Below are 16,136 nucleotides of genomic sequence, written 5' to 3' on the forward strand. Positions count from 1 at the left end.
TACAAAAATGAATAAATAATTATTTGTAAGATGCCCTACTAAAGAGAGATTAACAACCAGGTAAATTAAATTCAAAAGAGTTGATAATATGAGTATTATTCTAGCCCTTCTCGCCGCATTATTTGCATCATTTACGGCAATCCTTGCAAAAATTGGAATCGAGAATGTCGATTCCAATTTAGCTACTGCCGTTCGTACAATCGTCGTTGTTCTGATGGCGTTTATAATGGTCGTCATTACTGGACAAACTGGTGAGCTGTTTTCGGTCACGATGCATTCTTTAATCTTTCTAATTCTCTCAGGTATCACCACCGGATTATCATGGCTATGCTTTTTCAAAGCCATTCAAATTGGTGATGTGTCTAAAGTGGTTCCGATTGATAAAGCCAGTGTTATCCTTACCATACTCTTATCATTTATTATACTGCAAGAGCCTGCAACACCTCTCGTTGTAACGGGAGGAATCATTATTTCAATTGGAACATTTGTATTGATAGGAAGAAAAGAGAAACAAAAAAAGGATATTAAGTCCAATTATATATTTCTAGCAGTCCTCTCGGCTGTTTTTGCTTCTCTGACTAACATTTTAGCGAAGATTGGAATTGAAGATGTTGATTCAAATGTTGCTACGTTTATAAGAACTGTGGTGATTATTATTTTCGCTTGGGGAATTGTGTTTTTTCAAAAAACAACAAGAGAACTGAAAACTATTTCAAAAAAATCTTATATATTTTTAATACTTTCAGGTGCAGCAACTGGGTTCTCATGGTTATGTTATTTCGCAGCAATTGCAATTGGAAAAGTAAGTGTTGTCACACCTATTGATAAATTTAGTGTCGTTATTACGATGGTACTAAGTATCTTTATTTTAAAAGAAAAACCAACTAAATTTACTGTTATAGGTGGAATGCTTATCACTATTGGGACCGGTTTTTTAATCTTGTAAGCAAAAAAGCAGTAGAGCCTTTGTCTCCACTGCCGCTTTCTTTGTTTCTAATTACTATAGCATTTCACTAATTGTCTTCGGTTGCATATGAAGAGTTAAGTAATCTGGTCCGCCTGCCTTTGAATCAGTACCAGACATTTTAAAACCACCAAATGGGTGGTACCCAACGATTGCTCCTGTACAATTTCTATTAAAATATAGATTTCCTACATGAAATTCTTGTTTTGCACGCTCAATATGCTGTCTGTTATTCGTTATGACTGCACCAGTTAATCCATATTCTGTGTTGTTCGCAATTTTTAGAGCGTCGTCAAAGTTCTCTGCTTTTGAAAAAGCAACAACTGGGCCAAAGATTTCCTCCTGCATTAATCGGTCCTTAGGATTTAAATCAGCAAATATGGTTGGTTCTATAAAGTAGCCTTTTGAATGATCTCCCTTACCACCACTTACCAATCGCCCCTCTTCCTTACCAATTTCAATATACTCCATAATTTTATCAAAAGACCCTTGATTAATAACAGGACCCATATAGGTCTCCGCATTTTCCGGATTTCCAGTTATTTTTTGCTCAGTAATCTCAATCACTCGTTTTAATACTTCGTCATAAACATCAGTATGTACTACTGCACGAGATCCTGCTGAACATTTTTGTCCAGAAAATCCAAACGCTGAGGTAAATATCGATTGAGCAGCCAACTCAATATCACAATCTTTGTCAACAACGACAGTATCTTTTCCTCCCATTTCAGCAATGACTCTTTTTAAATGAGTTTGTTCTGGTTGAACCTTAGCAGCCCGTTCAAAAATACGTGTTCCCACCTCTCGAGACCCTGTGAACGTTATAATACTTGTTTTCGGGTGATCAACTAAGTAGTCACCAACTTCAGCTCCACTCCCCGGAACAAAGTTAACTACACCTTTTGGTAAACCTGCCTCTTCTAATACCTCTACAAATAATGCAGCAATAATTGGTGTGGCACTAGCTGGCTTTAGTACAACTGTGTTACCCGTTACGATTGGTGCAACGGTTATACCTGCCATGATGGCAAATAAGAAATTCCAAGGTGGAATAACAACGGATACACCTGTAGGAGTATAAATATATTTATTAATTTCTCCTTCACGACTGTTAACAGGTTTTCCTTGTGCTAGTTCAATCATTTGACGACCATAATATTCTAGGAAGTCAATTGCTTCAGCCGTATCAGCATCTGCTTCTTTCCAAGGCTTTCCAGCTTCCTTTACTAATAGAGCAGAGAAAAAATGTTTCTTCCTACGGATAATGGCTGCAGCACGAAATAATATATTCGCTCTTTCCTCTGGATTCCAATATCTCCATTCTTCAAAGGCATCTGCCGCTGCTTGAATGGCCATTTCAGCATGTTCTTGTCTGGCTTTTGAAACAGAACCGACAATCTCCTCTTTATTTGCTGGATTAATAGAATGAATTTTTTCCTCAGTAGAGAGTCTTTCTCCATTGATTACAAGAGGGTAGTCTCTACCTAAAACATTTTTTACGTTTTCTAGTTCCTGTTCAAAAGCAACCCTGTTTGCTTCATTATTAAAATCTGTAAATGGTTCGTGCTTATAAGCTGTTGTCATGTTTCATCAACCTTTCTGTTTTTCTATTTTTTAGCTAGTCCTTTCAAAACAAACGCAAGGTTAGCAGGTCGTTCCGCAAGTCTTCTCATGAAATATCCATACCAATCTTCTCCATAAGGAACATATATACGTACGTTAAATCCTTCATTCAATAGCTCCATTTGGGTCGTGCTCCTCATACCGTATAACATTTGGAATTCAAACGTATCTAACCCTATACCGTGCTCCTTTACGAGGTTTTTGGTGTACTCAATGATTTTATCGTCATGTGTGGCAATTCCGGTGTAATAACCATTCAGTAAATTATTCTTTATCAACTTTTTAAAGTTTTCATCCACGTTTTTTTTCTCAGGATATGCCACTCTAGCTGATTCCTTATAGGCACCCTTAACAAGTCTTAAGAACGGGTGGTAGGATTGTAAGTCAGTAAGGTCATCCTTGGTTCGATAAAGATAGGCTTGTAGGACAGTACTAACGTAGGTGTATTGTTCTTTAAACTCTTTAAATATGTCAATTGTCTTTTGACACCGCAGTTCGTCTTCCATATCAATCGTAACCATAACTTCATGTTTATCAGCAGTATCTAAGATTCGTTTCATATTTTCATATACTAACCGATCATCAATACCTAGTCCTAACGATGTCAATTTTAATGAAACATGAGAGTCTAATCCGTTATTTGAAATCATTTCGATCGTTTTTATACATTCATTAGCACGTTCAGTTGCTACTTCCTGATCAGTAACAAACTCTCCTAGATGATCAACCGTTACAGAGAATCCTTGACTATTTAACTCATTAATAGTGTGGATGGAACTTGAAAAATCTGTTCCTCCAATAATATTCCCAGTAGCAAGTTCTCCCCCCCAGTTTTGGGCTGCTCTATTCAATGTTTTATTTTTTGATAGATATAAGAATAAGTCTCTTGATATTGCCTGCACCATTTATCCCCCCAATCATGTCTGGTACTATACCATCATTTCCTTAAGCTCTTGTTAGAATTTCCTTCCTTAATCACATTCCCGACGATTAAAGGTACAAAACGTTTAATTTGAGATTCTTATTATAAATTCATCATCTGAAACGAATTAAAACAATTTGAACAAAATACAAAATTAGTATCTAAACTGTGTAAAACATTCAAGTGACTTGAACAAAATAATGCTCAAGCTTCGGTTGATCCAAGCTTGAGCATTAATAGTTAATAATGATTTAGTTTGATAATGTTACAGTTAATACTTGAAGGGCATTCATTACTAAATAATGTGTATCCTTTTTGTTAAATTTCCCTTCACTTTATTATTCACCCCCAACAACCTTAACTTTAGATAAAAGAGCAGTAATACACTTATGTAGTAAATTGAAATTCATACCCTATATAATTATAAGTATTTTTAAAACCGATGCTTTCAGCAATTGAAACAGATGGACTATTTTTTTTCCATACAATCCCAGTAAGGAAGTAAACTATTCGCAAAACATTCTTTCACATACATATGCACTAATTTTTGAGCTAATTTTTTCCCTCGATGTTCCATCATTGTCTCAATATCAATACCATGTACATTGTTAAAGACAAAACCTGAAAAACAAACACTTACAATGTCATTGTTATGAACCATACAATAACCTATTCCATGATCAATAAAGCTTTGCATCGAAGACCAGAACTCTAGAATTTTCTCATGCAAGAACTTAATGTTGTGAATAGAAGAATCCTTATTTTCAAGTAAAGTGGGGTTAATTTTAATAATAGTGTATGGACGTTCAATAGTAGGTTCATGTTCATACCTATAATCTTCTACTTTTAAGGTGTACACTCGTTGATTCCAACATCCTAAATTACGATGTTCAAACAGTTGGTTAATTGTTGTGTTCCAGCTCGAATGATTACCTACACCTTCAAACCAGTTCAAACCAAACGCCTTTGCTTCCGGTATAATGACTTGATCAAAGAAGTGGTTAATCTCACTATAAAATTTCTTATTTTCGGAATCTCCAATAAAGATAAACCCATCATTATTTCCTAACCAAATAAACCCAGAGGAAGGTGCTGTTAGATGATCAACAAAGATTCTCCCAGGGTTAACACCACTAACTACTGCTTTTGCTTCTACTTGCCCTCTTTCATTTAACAAATGCTTACACTTATAAAAATCAGTCTTATTAAGCTCTGTAATCATACATTCCCTTCTTTCTAAGAGACTCTGTTAAAGACTGTTGTTGATTTCCGTTCCAGGACACTCGCTTGGTTCGGGAGCCTCCTCGGCGTTACCGCCTGTGGGGTCTCCTTCACCACGCTTCTACCGCAGGAGTCTCGCATCCTTCCACTTCAATCAACTCTGATAAAAATCAACACTGTACTTTAACACAGCTTTCTAAAAAAGTACTAAGCTATAAACCCTCTATAACTATAAATTTTTCTCAGTGATTTCAAACTACTCATTAACAAATATTTGTTATACCCATTAGGATTTAAAATAAGTTCTACATTAATGTGTAAAATTCCTTTATGTCACTTACGGGTTATGTTTTTTAAGATGAGAGGTTACAATAAAATAGAGTATTTATTTTTATACATTCTATTAAAATTTGTATTTCTAATACTAAAGAAGGTTTGAGTTTTATGAATAAACAGAGATTTACATTTGTCGGAGGAAGAATCATTAAAACAGGAATCGCGGTCTTTTTAACGGCATTTATTTGCCATATGCTAAATTGGCCAGCAATGTATGCAGTTATAACGGCGATTGTAACAATTGAGCCAACTGTTGGAGATTCAATTAAAAAAGCATTTGTCAGATTTCCCGCTTCAGTAATTGGAGCTGGGTTAGCTGTAGTTTTCACGTATTTATTAGGAGATACTCCATATACGTATGCACTTGTTGCATTTACAACGATCATTTCCTGCCATAAGTTAAAGCTACATGATGGTACCCTAGTTGCTACCTTAACAGGGGTAGCCATGATCTCAACTGTTCATGACCACTATGCTGCTTCTTTATTTATACGCCTTGGCACAACAAGCACCGGACTAATAGTATCCACACTCGTGAATTTCTTTATCTTGCCGCCAAATTATTCTAGGACTATAGCAAACGAAGTCCAATCGTTGTTTCAGAAATCAGGTGTTATATTAGAAAAGCGTGCTAATGAATGGTTTCAAAAACAACCCGCTGATAAGAAAATCCGACAAGATTTTCAATACTTAATCAAACACATTGATAAAGCTGAAACCATCTGCCAGTACCAAAAGGAAGAATGGAAATACCATCGGGTGAATCGGAAGGCTATTCGACTGTTCCATTATGAATTTAAAAAATTAATCCTCTTACGTCAACTCGTGTTTCATATTGGCAACCTAGTATACCTACCTTTTTATCATGTGAGCATAGAGGAAAGTAGAAAAAAGTTAATTCTTTCTACGGTTACCTCAATTAAGAATACACTAAGTAATCAATCGTTCCTGTGTGAGGAAGACTTTCATCATAATATGGAAGAAGTTAGCACTTTATTTTCCAATCAACATTTTTCTGACCATGAAATATCCGAAACTGGACACCATATATCTCCCGAAACCGCCATTCTTTATGAGTTACTTTCTATCCATGATCTGATTAATGAATTGTGTAAAGTACAATCATTGGAAATGAAATATTTAAACCAAGGATAATGATCATTGAAAAAAGACATAAAACAAAAAAACAGCTTAGCACTTTTGGCTAGGCTGTTTGAAATTCTATTTACTTTCAGCACGTAATAAAGGAAGTGTACAGCAACGGAATGATCCACCTGATTTAATAATTTCGGTAATGTCTACTTCAATAACCTCAAAGCCTCTGTTACGAAGCTCACTATTTACTTTTTTATTAACGGGAACGCTAAGGATTTTCTTATTTCCAATCCCCAGTACATTTGTACCCAATGTAAACTGCTCGTCTTCGTCTACTTCAATTAAATTATAACGAGTTTTAAAAATCTCAATTTTGTCAGGTGTAAATGCATCTGGATATATAAGCGCAGTATCAGGAGAGACAATGTTAAATACGCAATCCAAATGTAAATACTTCTCTTGAAACTCAACTGAAACAACTTTATGGTCACTTAATATACTTTGTAAGTGATCGGCAGCTTTTTGATTCGTTCGATTACTCAAACCAACAAAGACTGTATCACGATCAATAACCACATCTCCGCCTTCAATCATATCCTCTAATAGGTTAAAGTAAGAGATTTCCTCATCATCAAGCCATTGCTTTAAGACATTTTCTTCCCCTTTTCTTAACTCATGGGCCATATGAGTAACAAAAATCGTTTGTCCAATGGTCACTCCAATATCACGTGTAAATACCTGCTCAGGATATTTTTTATGATATGGTAACAGGGTGACTTCAATTCCGTGATCTTTTAATGTCTTTACTAAATCATTATGCTGTTTAACAGCTGTTTCAATATGTATTCCCTCATTCGCGAAGTGCTTTTGTGTTTCATTTATAGCATCACGTATTGCCATATATTGAGGCTGACATAAAACAACCTTTTTTAACTCATCATATTCCGTAAAGCAAAACGTTTTTTTATTTTCATTTGTTATTTTTTCCATATTGACACTCCTATTAAAGAATTACTAATAGGTTTTCCAAAACTGATGGTATTATTTATAACCAACTTATATCCTTACAATTAGATTTTTTCTCCGATATACACTTAATGTAACACCAATAAGAAAAGAGTTTAAAACAGTTGGCGTTAATCCGTAACTTATAAAAGGAAGTGTCATTGAAATGATTGGAAGAAAACCTAAGACCATTCCAATGTTATACACAAATTGAATAGAAAAGAGTAAACATACACCTATAACAAGCTGTTTCCCAAAACGGTCTTTAATCTGAATTGAGACCATTACCATTCTAACCAGTAGTAAAGAAAGTAAACAAAATAAAAAGCCCGCTAATAACCAACCATAAAAGTAAGTAATATTTACAAAAGCTAAATCTGTGGTCATACCCACTTCAAGTTTTGGAGTTACTTGATTTCCCAACCAACCACCACTATTTAATAATTCCTTAATCCTTATATACATATAACCAGCATTTTGCGCGTATTCTTCAGGTTCTAAAAAAGCAAGGATTCTGAGTTTCTGATAATCGGCAGATAAAATCCAAAAGGCTATTAAAGAAGTAATTAAAGTGCCTATACTAGCTCCAATTATTATTTTTTTGGTTTTTCTTTTAAATGAGCTACCACAAAATAAAGCCAAGACTAGAACGCTGTAAATAAATAAATCCGGTAAGCTTGGTAATCCCAGAAACATGAATACAGTAAATAGGAAAATTCCTAAAGCAATCAATAAGTTTGGGTTTTCCTTTGAGAAATAAAAAGCCCAAAATACAAATAATAGAGGTAATACGGTTGTACCGCTTATTGTAAATCCTGCGATATTGATATAACTTGTTCCATTCACCATTGCATTTGGAAATTGATTTAGAGCTAGTAATAGTAGCAAACCTCCTGCAAGAAAGAACCAGCCTGTTTTTTCTATTTTTCGATAATCAATCAACATTGCTGCAAATGCAATTATAGTTCCTAAAACAATATAAATCATTTGTTTCAAGAAGTAGTTTTCAGTATATTGATCTTGAATAGAAATAATGGGCAGTAAACTCATAAAAAGAATGACAATATATAAGCTAGATAGCTTCCAGTCTATTTTAGGACGATAGAGTCTATTAAAATGATGGCCAATCTCAGTTGGGCTTCCCATTTGTTTTACTGCTTGTTCTTCTGCCTCTACTTCATTAATACCATTTTTTAACAACTCCGATTTAGACTGTTTTATATGATAGTTTAACTCTTTATGCACTAGTTCCTTAGCCTCTGTTGATTTTATGTTTTGGAGCACTTCTGATAAGAAGCTATCCTTTAATCTACTCACAAATTGTCACCTCTCTAAGTAGCTCTTTTAAATTATATAGCTTTGAACGGTCTTTATTTTCAATCGTTTTTAATATTTTTTTGCCCTTGTTAGTAAGCTGATAGGACTTCTGTTCATAATCTTTCCAATTTGAATGTAGATAACCTTTTTGTTCAAGCTGATGCAATGATGAATACAATAAACCCTCTTTATCTTCATACTGTTTTAAACCTCTCGCACGAAGGAGTCTATATAATTCAAATCCTGTTCTTTCTTGCATGAGTAACTGCAGAATGGATAAAAGCATATTTTCTTCCGAAGATTCATTCATATTCTTAATCTGCTGTCTAATGCTCTTCTTTTGATCTTCACTGAACGTAAGATCTTCTAATACATTTTCTTTCATTGCTCTCTTAAAGTTTTTTAAACGCTCTTCCATGATTTTACCTCCAAGCATTCTCTTAATAGTTCCTTTGCTCTTTTTAGCCTGGTTTTTATCGTATTTTCATTTAATTTTGTTAGATATGACATTTCCTTAATCGAAAGCTCCTCAAAGTAAAATAAATAAATGACTTCCCTATAGGGGTCTGGTAAATCCATCACGGTGAGTGCTAGTTCCTCGTCTTCATATTTTTGAATGATTAAGTTTTCAACGTCCGATTTTTGGCTTGAGGAAAGCTTAGATTTTTCTTCAGAGACTACAATATGTCTGTATTGCCAGCTTTTCAAGTAGTCTTTACAGTGATTAATGGCAATTCGCCAGAGCCAAGTTTTTAGGGAGGATTTCTGGTTATATTGGTTTAATTTCTGGAAACATTTAATAAATACTTCTTGGGTAAGGTCTTTTGCAACCTCCTTGTTTTTTACGTAAGAATATATAAGATATAATAATTCCTCTCCATATTGCTCCATTAAAAGATCAATAATTTCTTCTCTATCCTGTATTGTCATCTGTGCAACAATGCTCTGTTCCAATATAACCTGCTCCTTTCAACCTATTAGACGACTTTGTGTTAATTTAAGTTTTACAGTTTAAAAAATATCCTTAAAATTAGATCCAAAAACAGAAGAAAAGAGCCTGATAAATCCAGGCTCTAAATTTAAAATACTCTTTATCAACTAAGTGAGCAGTCACTAAAATATGTATGGTTTGTTAGTAAAAAATATCTTTATTTATTCTTGAAATAGAATGAATGAATAATTAAGGCAACAAGATGCTCTGGTTTGTTTTCTTTTATGTCAATGACTTGTATGTTACTAATTATATGATTTCTCTTTAGTGTACCCAGTGAAGAGTCACCTTCAGTAAGAGCAATGGTTGAGGTTACAGTCGACGCCGACGACATGTAAGTATTATTATAAATTTTATAGTTAATAGCCTCTTTAAGTTTTGCTGTGTTTTTAAGGTTAATCAATGTGTGTGCTTCTCCAATTTTTTCACCGTTTCTACTTATAAACCATTGATCTTGTTGGGTAAACCATTTTTTACGATACCAACGCACATCGTATTGATCTTGGTCAATTTTAATTTCAAGAGACAAATACCAATTAAAACCGAAAATATCAGCAAAAGCATATTGCCATTTTTGGGGGAAATACCGTTTTACATACCCTCTCTGAATATCTCCATGAAATAAGGGTTTTCTAATCATAATAGACTTTTGAATATTATAAAACGACCACCCTGGAATATCTTTAGGTTGATAGAAAAGTTCTTTTCGGGACATTCTTTTACTAATTATATAGATAACTAGAGCTCCAACTGGAAATAAGAAAATAGTCGCAAAAATATGGAGTTCAAACACACCGAATACAAGATAACGAGCAAGTGTTGTTAGTAAAAGTAAAATAAATAATAAGTTTAGTTCAATCACTTAATCACCTCAAATATTAAGAATCCACTTTCATAATGGTATATCTTATAAATCTTCCTTACATGATTTTACCATTAAAATACATTTTTTGAGTACAAATATTCATTCAATCCAAATAGCCATTCTCTAATTTGAAAATAGCCCTTTTACTTTTTATTATTATGTTACTTTAACAGATTACGTAGTTTTCCCATATAAATACTTATAAAGATGATTAAGAAAAGCGAGGTGTTTAATTGGAAAATTGGTTAAAAACAGTGATTTTAATCTATCTTTCATTATTGTTTTTTGGTAGCTTTTTAGCTGTCGGTTTCCTTTGGACGGGTTATTTTGATGATACATTCCCAGTGATTACTGAGATTAAAATCTTTTTATATTTTTTCTTTGCAGGAGCTATAGGTGGATCCCTTCGCCATCTTTACATGTTTTGTTCTAATTATATGAAGGGAGAGCTAGATGATTATAGAGTTTGGATCATGTATATCTTTTACCCAATATTCGCAACAGGTACGGCTGTTATTGCCGTAACTTTAATTGAAAGTGGAATTTTATTTATTGAATTCACAGATCATGCTGACGGACCTTTTGCCCAAATTTGCATTGCATTCTTTGTCGGATTCGGTTTTAACAGGTTTCTAAATAAGCTAAATTCAGTTTCAAAAAATATGTTTGATTCTTCCATTCAAAATAAACCCGAAAGTGAAACATTAGAGAAGGTAAATAAGAAGAGTAAAAATGTTTAGTTGGTTTGAATAACATTCAATATACCTCTGGATACAAAACAATAAAAGAGTAGATTTTGAAATCTACTCTTTCACTGTTTTAGTTATGATTTTTAAAGTTTAAACTTTTCAACAGAACTCGTTAATTCACTTGCCATTCCAGAAGACTCTTCCGATACTGCACTAACATTCTGCATAGAGGCTGTTGTTTCCTCAAATGAAGCCATCATTTCTTCTGCACTTGCTGCTGTTGTTTCTACAATCGTCGATAAATTGTTTATTAAATTTACAATTGCATCAGAAGTGGCTACTTCATCACTTGTAATTTCATCTATTTCACTTATCGCTTGTACAGTTTCGTTTACAGCCTCAACTATTTGATTGATCGATTTGCCTGCAATTTTTGCAACGTTTGTTCCTTCGTTGACAATATTTCTACTCTCAGTCATTGAAATAGCAGATTTTTGAGTAAGTTCTGCAATCTTTTGAGTTAGTTTTGATACTTCTGCTGCTCCTTGATTAGACTGTTCTGCTAGTTTACGAACCTCTTCTGCTACTACGGCAAAACCTTTACCATGTTCACCAGCTCGAGCCGCCTCAATGGAAGCATTGAGAGCCAATAGATTTGTTTGCTCGGCAATTGATGTAATTGTACTAGTAATTTGACCAATTTCATTTGAATATAATTCTAATTCCTTAATTAACAATTGGGTTTCTTCTGTTTTAAATTCAATTTCACCCATTTTGTTAATCGTTTCTTCTACCTTCTCAGCACCGCCTTTAGCAGATTGCATGGTATTTTGAGAACTAACAATACCAGTTGATGCTTTCTCCTTCGCTAGTTGAATTAAAGAAGATAATTGTATTAATGATTGTGACGCTTCTAATGTTGCATCTTTTCCTTTGGTAGAATCTTCAGCAAGTCCTTGTACCACTCGATTTAATTCTTCAACCGATGCAGTAACTTGCTCAACAGATGCTGCTGTTTCCTCTGAACCGGAAGTTAATTCTTCTGCTGATTTCCTAATTCCACCAACTAGTTCATGCATCTTTTTATTCATAGCATTTAATGCATGAACAAGCACACCGACCTCATCATTACTACTTACCTTCAGAGGATCATGAGAGAGATTTCCTTTTTCAATTTCTTTAACTCTTTCACTTGCTTCAATAATTGGTTTACTAATCAAACGAGCAAAATAGATTGAAATACCTGCAACGATTAACGCTGAAACTCCTAAAAGAGTAATAGAAGCTATTGTTAATGTTTTTATTGGTGCTTTTGCCTCTGCTTCATCAATTTCAGCAACGATTGCCCACTGCATCCCAGCAATCTCTAACGGTGCATATGCACTATATACATTTATTCCACGATAATCTTTAATGAGTTGTACATCGGTAACTCCTGCTAATGCTTCCTGTGTTGCTTTTGTATCAATTTCTTTTACACCAATATCCAATTCTTCTGTAAAAATAGAATCTGATCGCATGAATTTATTTGGTCCTACTATATACGTCTCACCAGATTCACCCATCCCAGTTCTCTCATTCATAATTCTTTGAATGGCTTCATCAGAAATTTGCAGTGCCACCACTCCAAGGAAACGACCGGTTTTATCATTAATCGGTGCTGCAATAAATGATGCATATGTTTTAGAAGGCTCATAATAATCATAGTCCTCTAAAGCTGAATCTGTCTTAGCAACATCAAATGCGTGCGCTAAGTTCGTATCTTTTAATGTACCATTGACAACATTTTCTCCCAAATCTGATTCTTTAGCTACGGTATACACAATGTCTCCTGCTGAATCAATAAGAATTAAATCATAATAACCATATTTGTTTGTAAAGTACTCTAAATCTTCATGATACTTAGAACTAACTTCGTTATATGCTGAGCTATCTATTTCATGAATAGCCGTTACTTCATCAAACTCGCTCATAGAACTTATAATTAAATTTCTCTTTGAAAGTATTTCTATATCTCCAAATCTCTCAATAAAATAGTTTTCAATCTGTGTTTTTTTGATATCTCTCACAGCCGTAAGTTTACTTGATTTTTCTTCTTCAATAGCCTCTGAAGAATTATAAATACTTACAAAACTCAAAATACCCATTGGGATAATACTCAGTGTTAATAATAAGATCGTCATCTTGGTTGCAAGTCGTTTTATTTTTATCCTTTTCATGATGGTTCACCTCTTAGTAGTAAGTCACAGTATATTATTTAGTGTCAAATATTAGATTTAATCTTGTTAGATTTAAAATCTCTTTAACTGGTTCACTTAGCTTTATTAGCTTTACTCTGCCATCCATTCCTACTACTTTCTTATGAAGACCCACTAAAACACCTAAACCAGCACTATCAATGTATTCAAGTGATTCCATATCAAAAGAAAATTCCTTAAATCCTTGGTGAATATATTGGTATGCTTCTTCTCGTAGAGTAATAGATTGCTTGACATACATTGAACCCTTCAATGTGATCTGGACCACATCATGTATGACTTCGATTGTTATGTTCATTTAAATTCTCCTTAAGGTTTTTATGTCTATGTCTCTGGCGTTATCCTTGTTAGCGCTTTAAATATATCATCAATCCTCCACTTACCATATAGTAATACGTTCCTATACTATTGTAGGAGGGTCCTATTTTTTTTAGAGTATATAAGCTAAAAGTCTGCGCTTTACAAATAATTAGTGCAGAAAAGTATCTTATTTTAACAATTGGTAAATAGACCCACAAAAGTTAATATGAGGGTCTATTTGCCAATTGTTAAATTTTTTTTAAAATTTGCTTTGTCGTCATAATCGTTGCAAATTCTTTATGTAACGTAGCAAGTTCGACTCTTTGAATCTCATCCGGAGTATGAAGGTTTCCATTCTGGTCATTAATTTCGAAGGCAGCAATTGCGTCAGACACTAGGTATGTATCAAACCCTAAATTACCACTCATCCTGGTGGTTGTGGATACACAGTGCTGAGTTGAAAGACCTGTAATGACAACTGTAGAAACCTTATTTTCTCGCAAATAAGACTCTAGTTGAGTACCAATAAATGCACTATTAACATTTTTAGTAAATACTTTTTCGTTTGGTTCCGGTTTAATCTTTTCTTTAAAATCTGTACCTTCCTTATTCTTATGATTAAGTGGAGATTTAGGTAAAAGCGATAAATGTAGAGAAAAGACAACCTTCCAGCTTCGCTTTCTCCATTCCATTAATAATTGAAGAATATTCTCCTCCGCATTCGGATTGTTTCGTTTCCCCCAATATGGATCGTCAAACCCCTTTTGAACATCCAATATCATAAGTACCGGTGGATTAAGAAATTGGTTCATAACGGCATTCTCCTATCTTTATTTACTTATTTTTACTTACTGCTTAATTCTATTCTGCACAGTACCTTATTGGTCATACAAAAAAGGTGTAGAGAACACACTCTACACCTTTTTGTAAATGAGAATTATTCATTTAATACTTTATCCATTACTGTTTTTGTATTTGGACCAAAAACTCCATCGTTTACTAATTCAGGAAATCGTTCCTGGAACTTCATTACTGCCGCTTTTGTTTGCGGTCCATATATACCATCTACTGTTACTTCATAGCTCATATCCTTTAAGCCCATTTGAAGAGTTTTCACGGCTTCCCCGCGACTTCCTAGCTTTAATAGAGTATCATCAAAACCAAATGAGTTTACCTCTTTTGATAAAGCAGCATGTGTATTAGGTCCGTATACACCGTCTTTAAGTAATTTTTTTGATTTTTGAAAAGCGATAACAGCTCTCTTAGTATTTGGACCAAACATACCATCTTCTGTTAACTCTGCACCCATAGCCTCGTTCAAGGCACGTTGCATCATTTTCACATTTTCTCCTTTTGATCCTTCTTTTAACATTCCTGATAAATCAAAAATTGAGTAGTTAATATTTTCTTCGGCAGCAGTAGCTCCTGTAGGTACTCCTAACAACAACACAGATGCAGTCAAAACTGTCGCTGACAACGTCTTCCATTTATTCAATGTATCCATCTCCCTTAATTGTCATTTCAACTATGTAACGGGAGATTTATATAAATTGTTTCAGAATTCAAGAAAATTATGAGGTTTTTAGATAACCATTTCTTATAAGACTTCAAAAATGGCTTTCGCAACACCGTTTTCATGATTCGAATCCGTAATGATATGAGCATGTTTTTGGACCTCCACAGGTCCATTCCCCATCGCAACAGCTCTTCCCGCTATTTTAAGCATCGAAATATCATTGTAATTATCACCAATTGCCATCGTCTCATTTAATTCTATTTTCTGCTCCTTTACAAAGGCGGAAAGGGCAATCCCTTTTTGAGCTTGAATACTATTAATTTCAATGTTTTCTTTACCAGATGAGGTAATCGCAACATCGTGTAGTTGCCTGAGATCATGATGAACCGCTTTTAGTTTTTCTTCATCAAATGAAAAAACAATAAATTTGTATAAAGGTATTTTGTTATCTTCAAGTAAAGGTTTAAAAGTATCAACGAGATGGACCATTCCCTGATCAAAACGGTCTTTCGCTGCTTCTATTGCTTTATCATAATTACTTCTTATACTTGCACTCATAAATATATCCATGATTACGGTTAATGCCTTATCATAATCCTTTGTATAAGTCCCTTCACTTGTATATAACTCATAATAAGCATCATGTTTTTGAAGGAGTTCAGCTAATTCTCTCGCTTTTTGTTTGGCAAGTGGATTTGAGTAGATTGACTGTCCTTCTTCGTTACGCATTTCTGCGCCATTTACAGCAATAATAGGGCAGTGAATCCCGGCTTCAACAAGAACATATTTAGCTTCTTTAAAAGACCTTCCTGTTGCAACCACTACCTTAATCCCTTTTGATTGTGCCCTCATTACAGCTTGTGCATTTTCATTGCTTACAATATGATCGTTATTCAATAATGTTCCATCCATGTCTATTGCGATACATTTTATAATAATTAAACACCCCTTGTATTGCTATATGAATACCCTCTAGTTTTTCCTTTCAAACCTTTAACTATAACTTGATCGTTTAATCAAATTGTGTGTACAGA

Annotated in this window: 15 protein-coding genes and 2 pseudogenes; 3 read left to right on the top strand and 14 right to left on the bottom strand. The window is 34.1% G+C overall.

The annotated features are described in order from the left end of the window. The first annotated feature begins 88 nt into the window (after nt 1-88). Entirely contained in the window at nt 89-946 is an 858-nt protein-coding gene (locus M1D60_RS12150) for an EamA family transporter (RefSeq protein WP_456275153.1), read from the top strand. Between the two features lie 54 nt (nt 947-1,000). On the opposite strand, the gene pruA is transcribed toward M1D60_RS12150, so the two are convergent. From pruA to M1D60_RS12165, 3 genes and pseudogenes are all read right to left on the bottom strand, one after another. Then, entirely contained in the window at nt 1,001-2,548 is a 1,548-nt protein-coding gene (gene pruA, locus M1D60_RS12155) for an L-glutamate gamma-semialdehyde dehydrogenase (protein ID WP_456275154.1), read from the bottom strand. A gap of 23 nt (nt 2,549-2,571) precedes the next feature. Next, the gene (locus M1D60_RS12160) at nt 2,572-3,489 is read right to left on the bottom strand and encodes a proline dehydrogenase family protein (protein WP_456279427.1); all 918 of its coding nucleotides are present in this window, start codon (nt 3,487-3,489) and stop codon (nt 2,572-2,574) included. Between the two features lie 407 nt (nt 3,490-3,896). Further along, nucleotides 3,897-4,731, bottom strand: a pseudogene (locus M1D60_RS12165) (GNAT family N-acetyltransferase). A 443-nt stretch (nt 4,732-5,174) separates the two neighbouring features. Here M1D60_RS12165 and M1D60_RS12170 point away from each other — a divergent pair. Beyond that, nucleotides 5,175-6,221, top strand: coding sequence for an aromatic acid exporter family protein (locus M1D60_RS12170; RefSeq protein WP_456275155.1), 1,047 nt, complete (start codon nt 5,175-5,177; stop codon nt 6,219-6,221). Between the two features lie 66 nt (nt 6,222-6,287). Here the strand turns inward: M1D60_RS12170 and M1D60_RS12175 are convergent, their stop codons facing one another. The 5 genes from M1D60_RS12175 to M1D60_RS12195 all read right to left on the bottom strand — a co-directional run bounded on the left by M1D60_RS12175 (nt 6,288) and on the right by M1D60_RS12195 (nt 10,336). Then, complete coding sequence (locus M1D60_RS12175) at nt 6,288-7,151, bottom strand: dimethylarginine dimethylaminohydrolase family protein (RefSeq protein WP_456275156.1); 864 nt, start codon at nt 7,149-7,151, stop codon at nt 6,288-6,290. 66 nt (nt 7,152-7,217) lie between these two features. Further along, nucleotides 7,218-8,483 (bottom strand): FtsW/RodA/SpoVE family cell cycle protein, encoded by a 1,266-nt coding sequence (locus M1D60_RS12180; RefSeq protein WP_456275157.1) that lies wholly within the window; start codon nt 8,481-8,483, stop codon nt 7,218-7,220. Continuing rightward, nucleotides 8,476-8,901 (bottom strand): PadR family transcriptional regulator, encoded by a 426-nt coding sequence (locus M1D60_RS12185; RefSeq protein WP_456275158.1) that lies wholly within the window; start codon nt 8,899-8,901, stop codon nt 8,476-8,478. The genes M1D60_RS12180 and M1D60_RS12185 overlap by 8 nt, the downstream gene beginning before the upstream one ends. Beyond that, nucleotides 8,886-9,413, bottom strand: a complete 528-nt coding sequence (locus M1D60_RS12190) for a sigma-70 family RNA polymerase sigma factor (protein ID WP_456279428.1) — start codon at nt 9,411-9,413, stop codon at nt 8,886-8,888. The genes M1D60_RS12185 and M1D60_RS12190 overlap by 16 nt, the downstream gene beginning before the upstream one ends. Nucleotides 9,414-9,631: 218 nt before the next feature. Then, nucleotides 9,632-10,336, bottom strand: coding sequence for a hypothetical protein (locus M1D60_RS12195; RefSeq protein ID WP_456275159.1), 705 nt, complete (start codon nt 10,334-10,336; stop codon nt 9,632-9,634). A 236-nt stretch (nt 10,337-10,572) separates the two neighbouring features. Here M1D60_RS12195 and M1D60_RS12200 point away from each other — a divergent pair, with 236 nt between their 5' ends. Next, entirely contained in the window at nt 10,573-11,079 is a 507-nt protein-coding gene (locus M1D60_RS12200) for a hypothetical protein (RefSeq protein ID WP_456275160.1), read from the top strand. Nucleotides 11,080-11,171: 92 nt separating this feature from the next. Here the strand turns inward: M1D60_RS12200 and M1D60_RS12205 are convergent, their stop codons facing one another. The 6 genes and pseudogenes from M1D60_RS12205 to M1D60_RS12230 form a co-directional block, all read right to left on the bottom strand. After that, on the bottom strand, nt 11,172-12,119 hold the full coding sequence (locus tag M1D60_RS12205) for a methyl-accepting chemotaxis protein (protein WP_456279429.1): 948 nt from the start codon (nt 12,117-12,119) through the stop codon (nt 11,172-11,174). Nucleotides 12,120-12,176: 57 nt separating this feature from the next. Next, nucleotides 12,177-13,247, bottom strand: a pseudogene (locus M1D60_RS12210) (cache domain-containing protein); the annotation flags it as partial. 34 nt (nt 13,248-13,281) lie between these two features. Beyond that, nucleotides 13,282-13,584, bottom strand: coding sequence for an STAS domain-containing protein (locus M1D60_RS12215; protein WP_456275161.1), 303 nt, complete (start codon nt 13,582-13,584; stop codon nt 13,282-13,284). A 250-nt stretch (nt 13,585-13,834) separates the two neighbouring features. After that, the gene (locus tag M1D60_RS12220; protein ID WP_456275162.1) at nt 13,835-14,398 is read right to left on the bottom strand and encodes a cysteine hydrolase family protein; all 564 of its coding nucleotides are present in this window, start codon (nt 14,396-14,398) and stop codon (nt 13,835-13,837) included. 125 nt (nt 14,399-14,523) lie between these two features. Next, entirely contained in the window at nt 14,524-15,081 is a 558-nt protein-coding gene (locus M1D60_RS12225) for a peptidoglycan-binding domain-containing protein (protein ID WP_456275163.1), read from the bottom strand. Nucleotides 15,082-15,183: 102 nt separating this feature from the next. Then, on the bottom strand, nt 15,184-16,041 hold the full coding sequence (locus M1D60_RS12230) for a Cof-type HAD-IIB family hydrolase (RefSeq protein ID WP_456279430.1): 858 nt from the start codon (nt 16,039-16,041) through the stop codon (nt 15,184-15,186). Between the last annotated feature and the right edge of the window lie 95 nt (nt 16,042-16,136).

The sequence above is a fragment of the Bacillus sp. AK128 genome (genome assembly GCF_053903075.1).

What these genes read in the sequence shown, in the direction of transcription:
- M1D60_RS12150 (WP_456275153.1), top strand. Translation starts at nt 89, where the DNA reads ATGAGTATTATTCTAGCCCTTCTCGCCGCATTATTTGCATCATTTACG.
- M1D60_RS12215 (WP_456275161.1), bottom strand. Translation starts at nt 13,584, where the DNA reads ATGAACATAACAATCGAAGTCATACATGATGTGGTCCAGATCACATTG.
- M1D60_RS12220 (WP_456275162.1), bottom strand. Translation starts at nt 14,398, where the DNA reads ATGAACCAATTTCTTAATCCACCGGTACTTATGATATTGGATGTTCAA.
- M1D60_RS12185 (WP_456275158.1), bottom strand. Translation starts at nt 8,901, where the DNA reads ATGGAAGAGCGTTTAAAAAACTTTAAGAGAGCAATGAAAGAAAATGTA.
- pruA (WP_456275154.1), bottom strand. Translation starts at nt 2,548, where the DNA reads ATGACAACAGCTTATAAGCACGAACCATTTACAGATTTTAATAATGAA.
- M1D60_RS12205 (WP_456279429.1), bottom strand. Translation starts at nt 12,119, where the DNA reads ATGAATAAAAAGATGCATGAACTAGTTGGTGGAATTAGGAAATCAGCA.
- M1D60_RS12175 (WP_456275156.1), bottom strand. Translation starts at nt 7,151, where the DNA reads ATGGAAAAAATAACAAATGAAAATAAAAAAACGTTTTGCTTTACGGAA.
- M1D60_RS12170 (WP_456275155.1), top strand. Translation starts at nt 5,175, where the DNA reads ATGAATAAACAGAGATTTACATTTGTCGGAGGAAGAATCATTAAAACA.
- M1D60_RS12190 (WP_456279428.1), bottom strand. Translation starts at nt 9,413, where the DNA reads ATGACAATACAGGATAGAGAAGAAATTATTGATCTTTTAATGGAGCAA.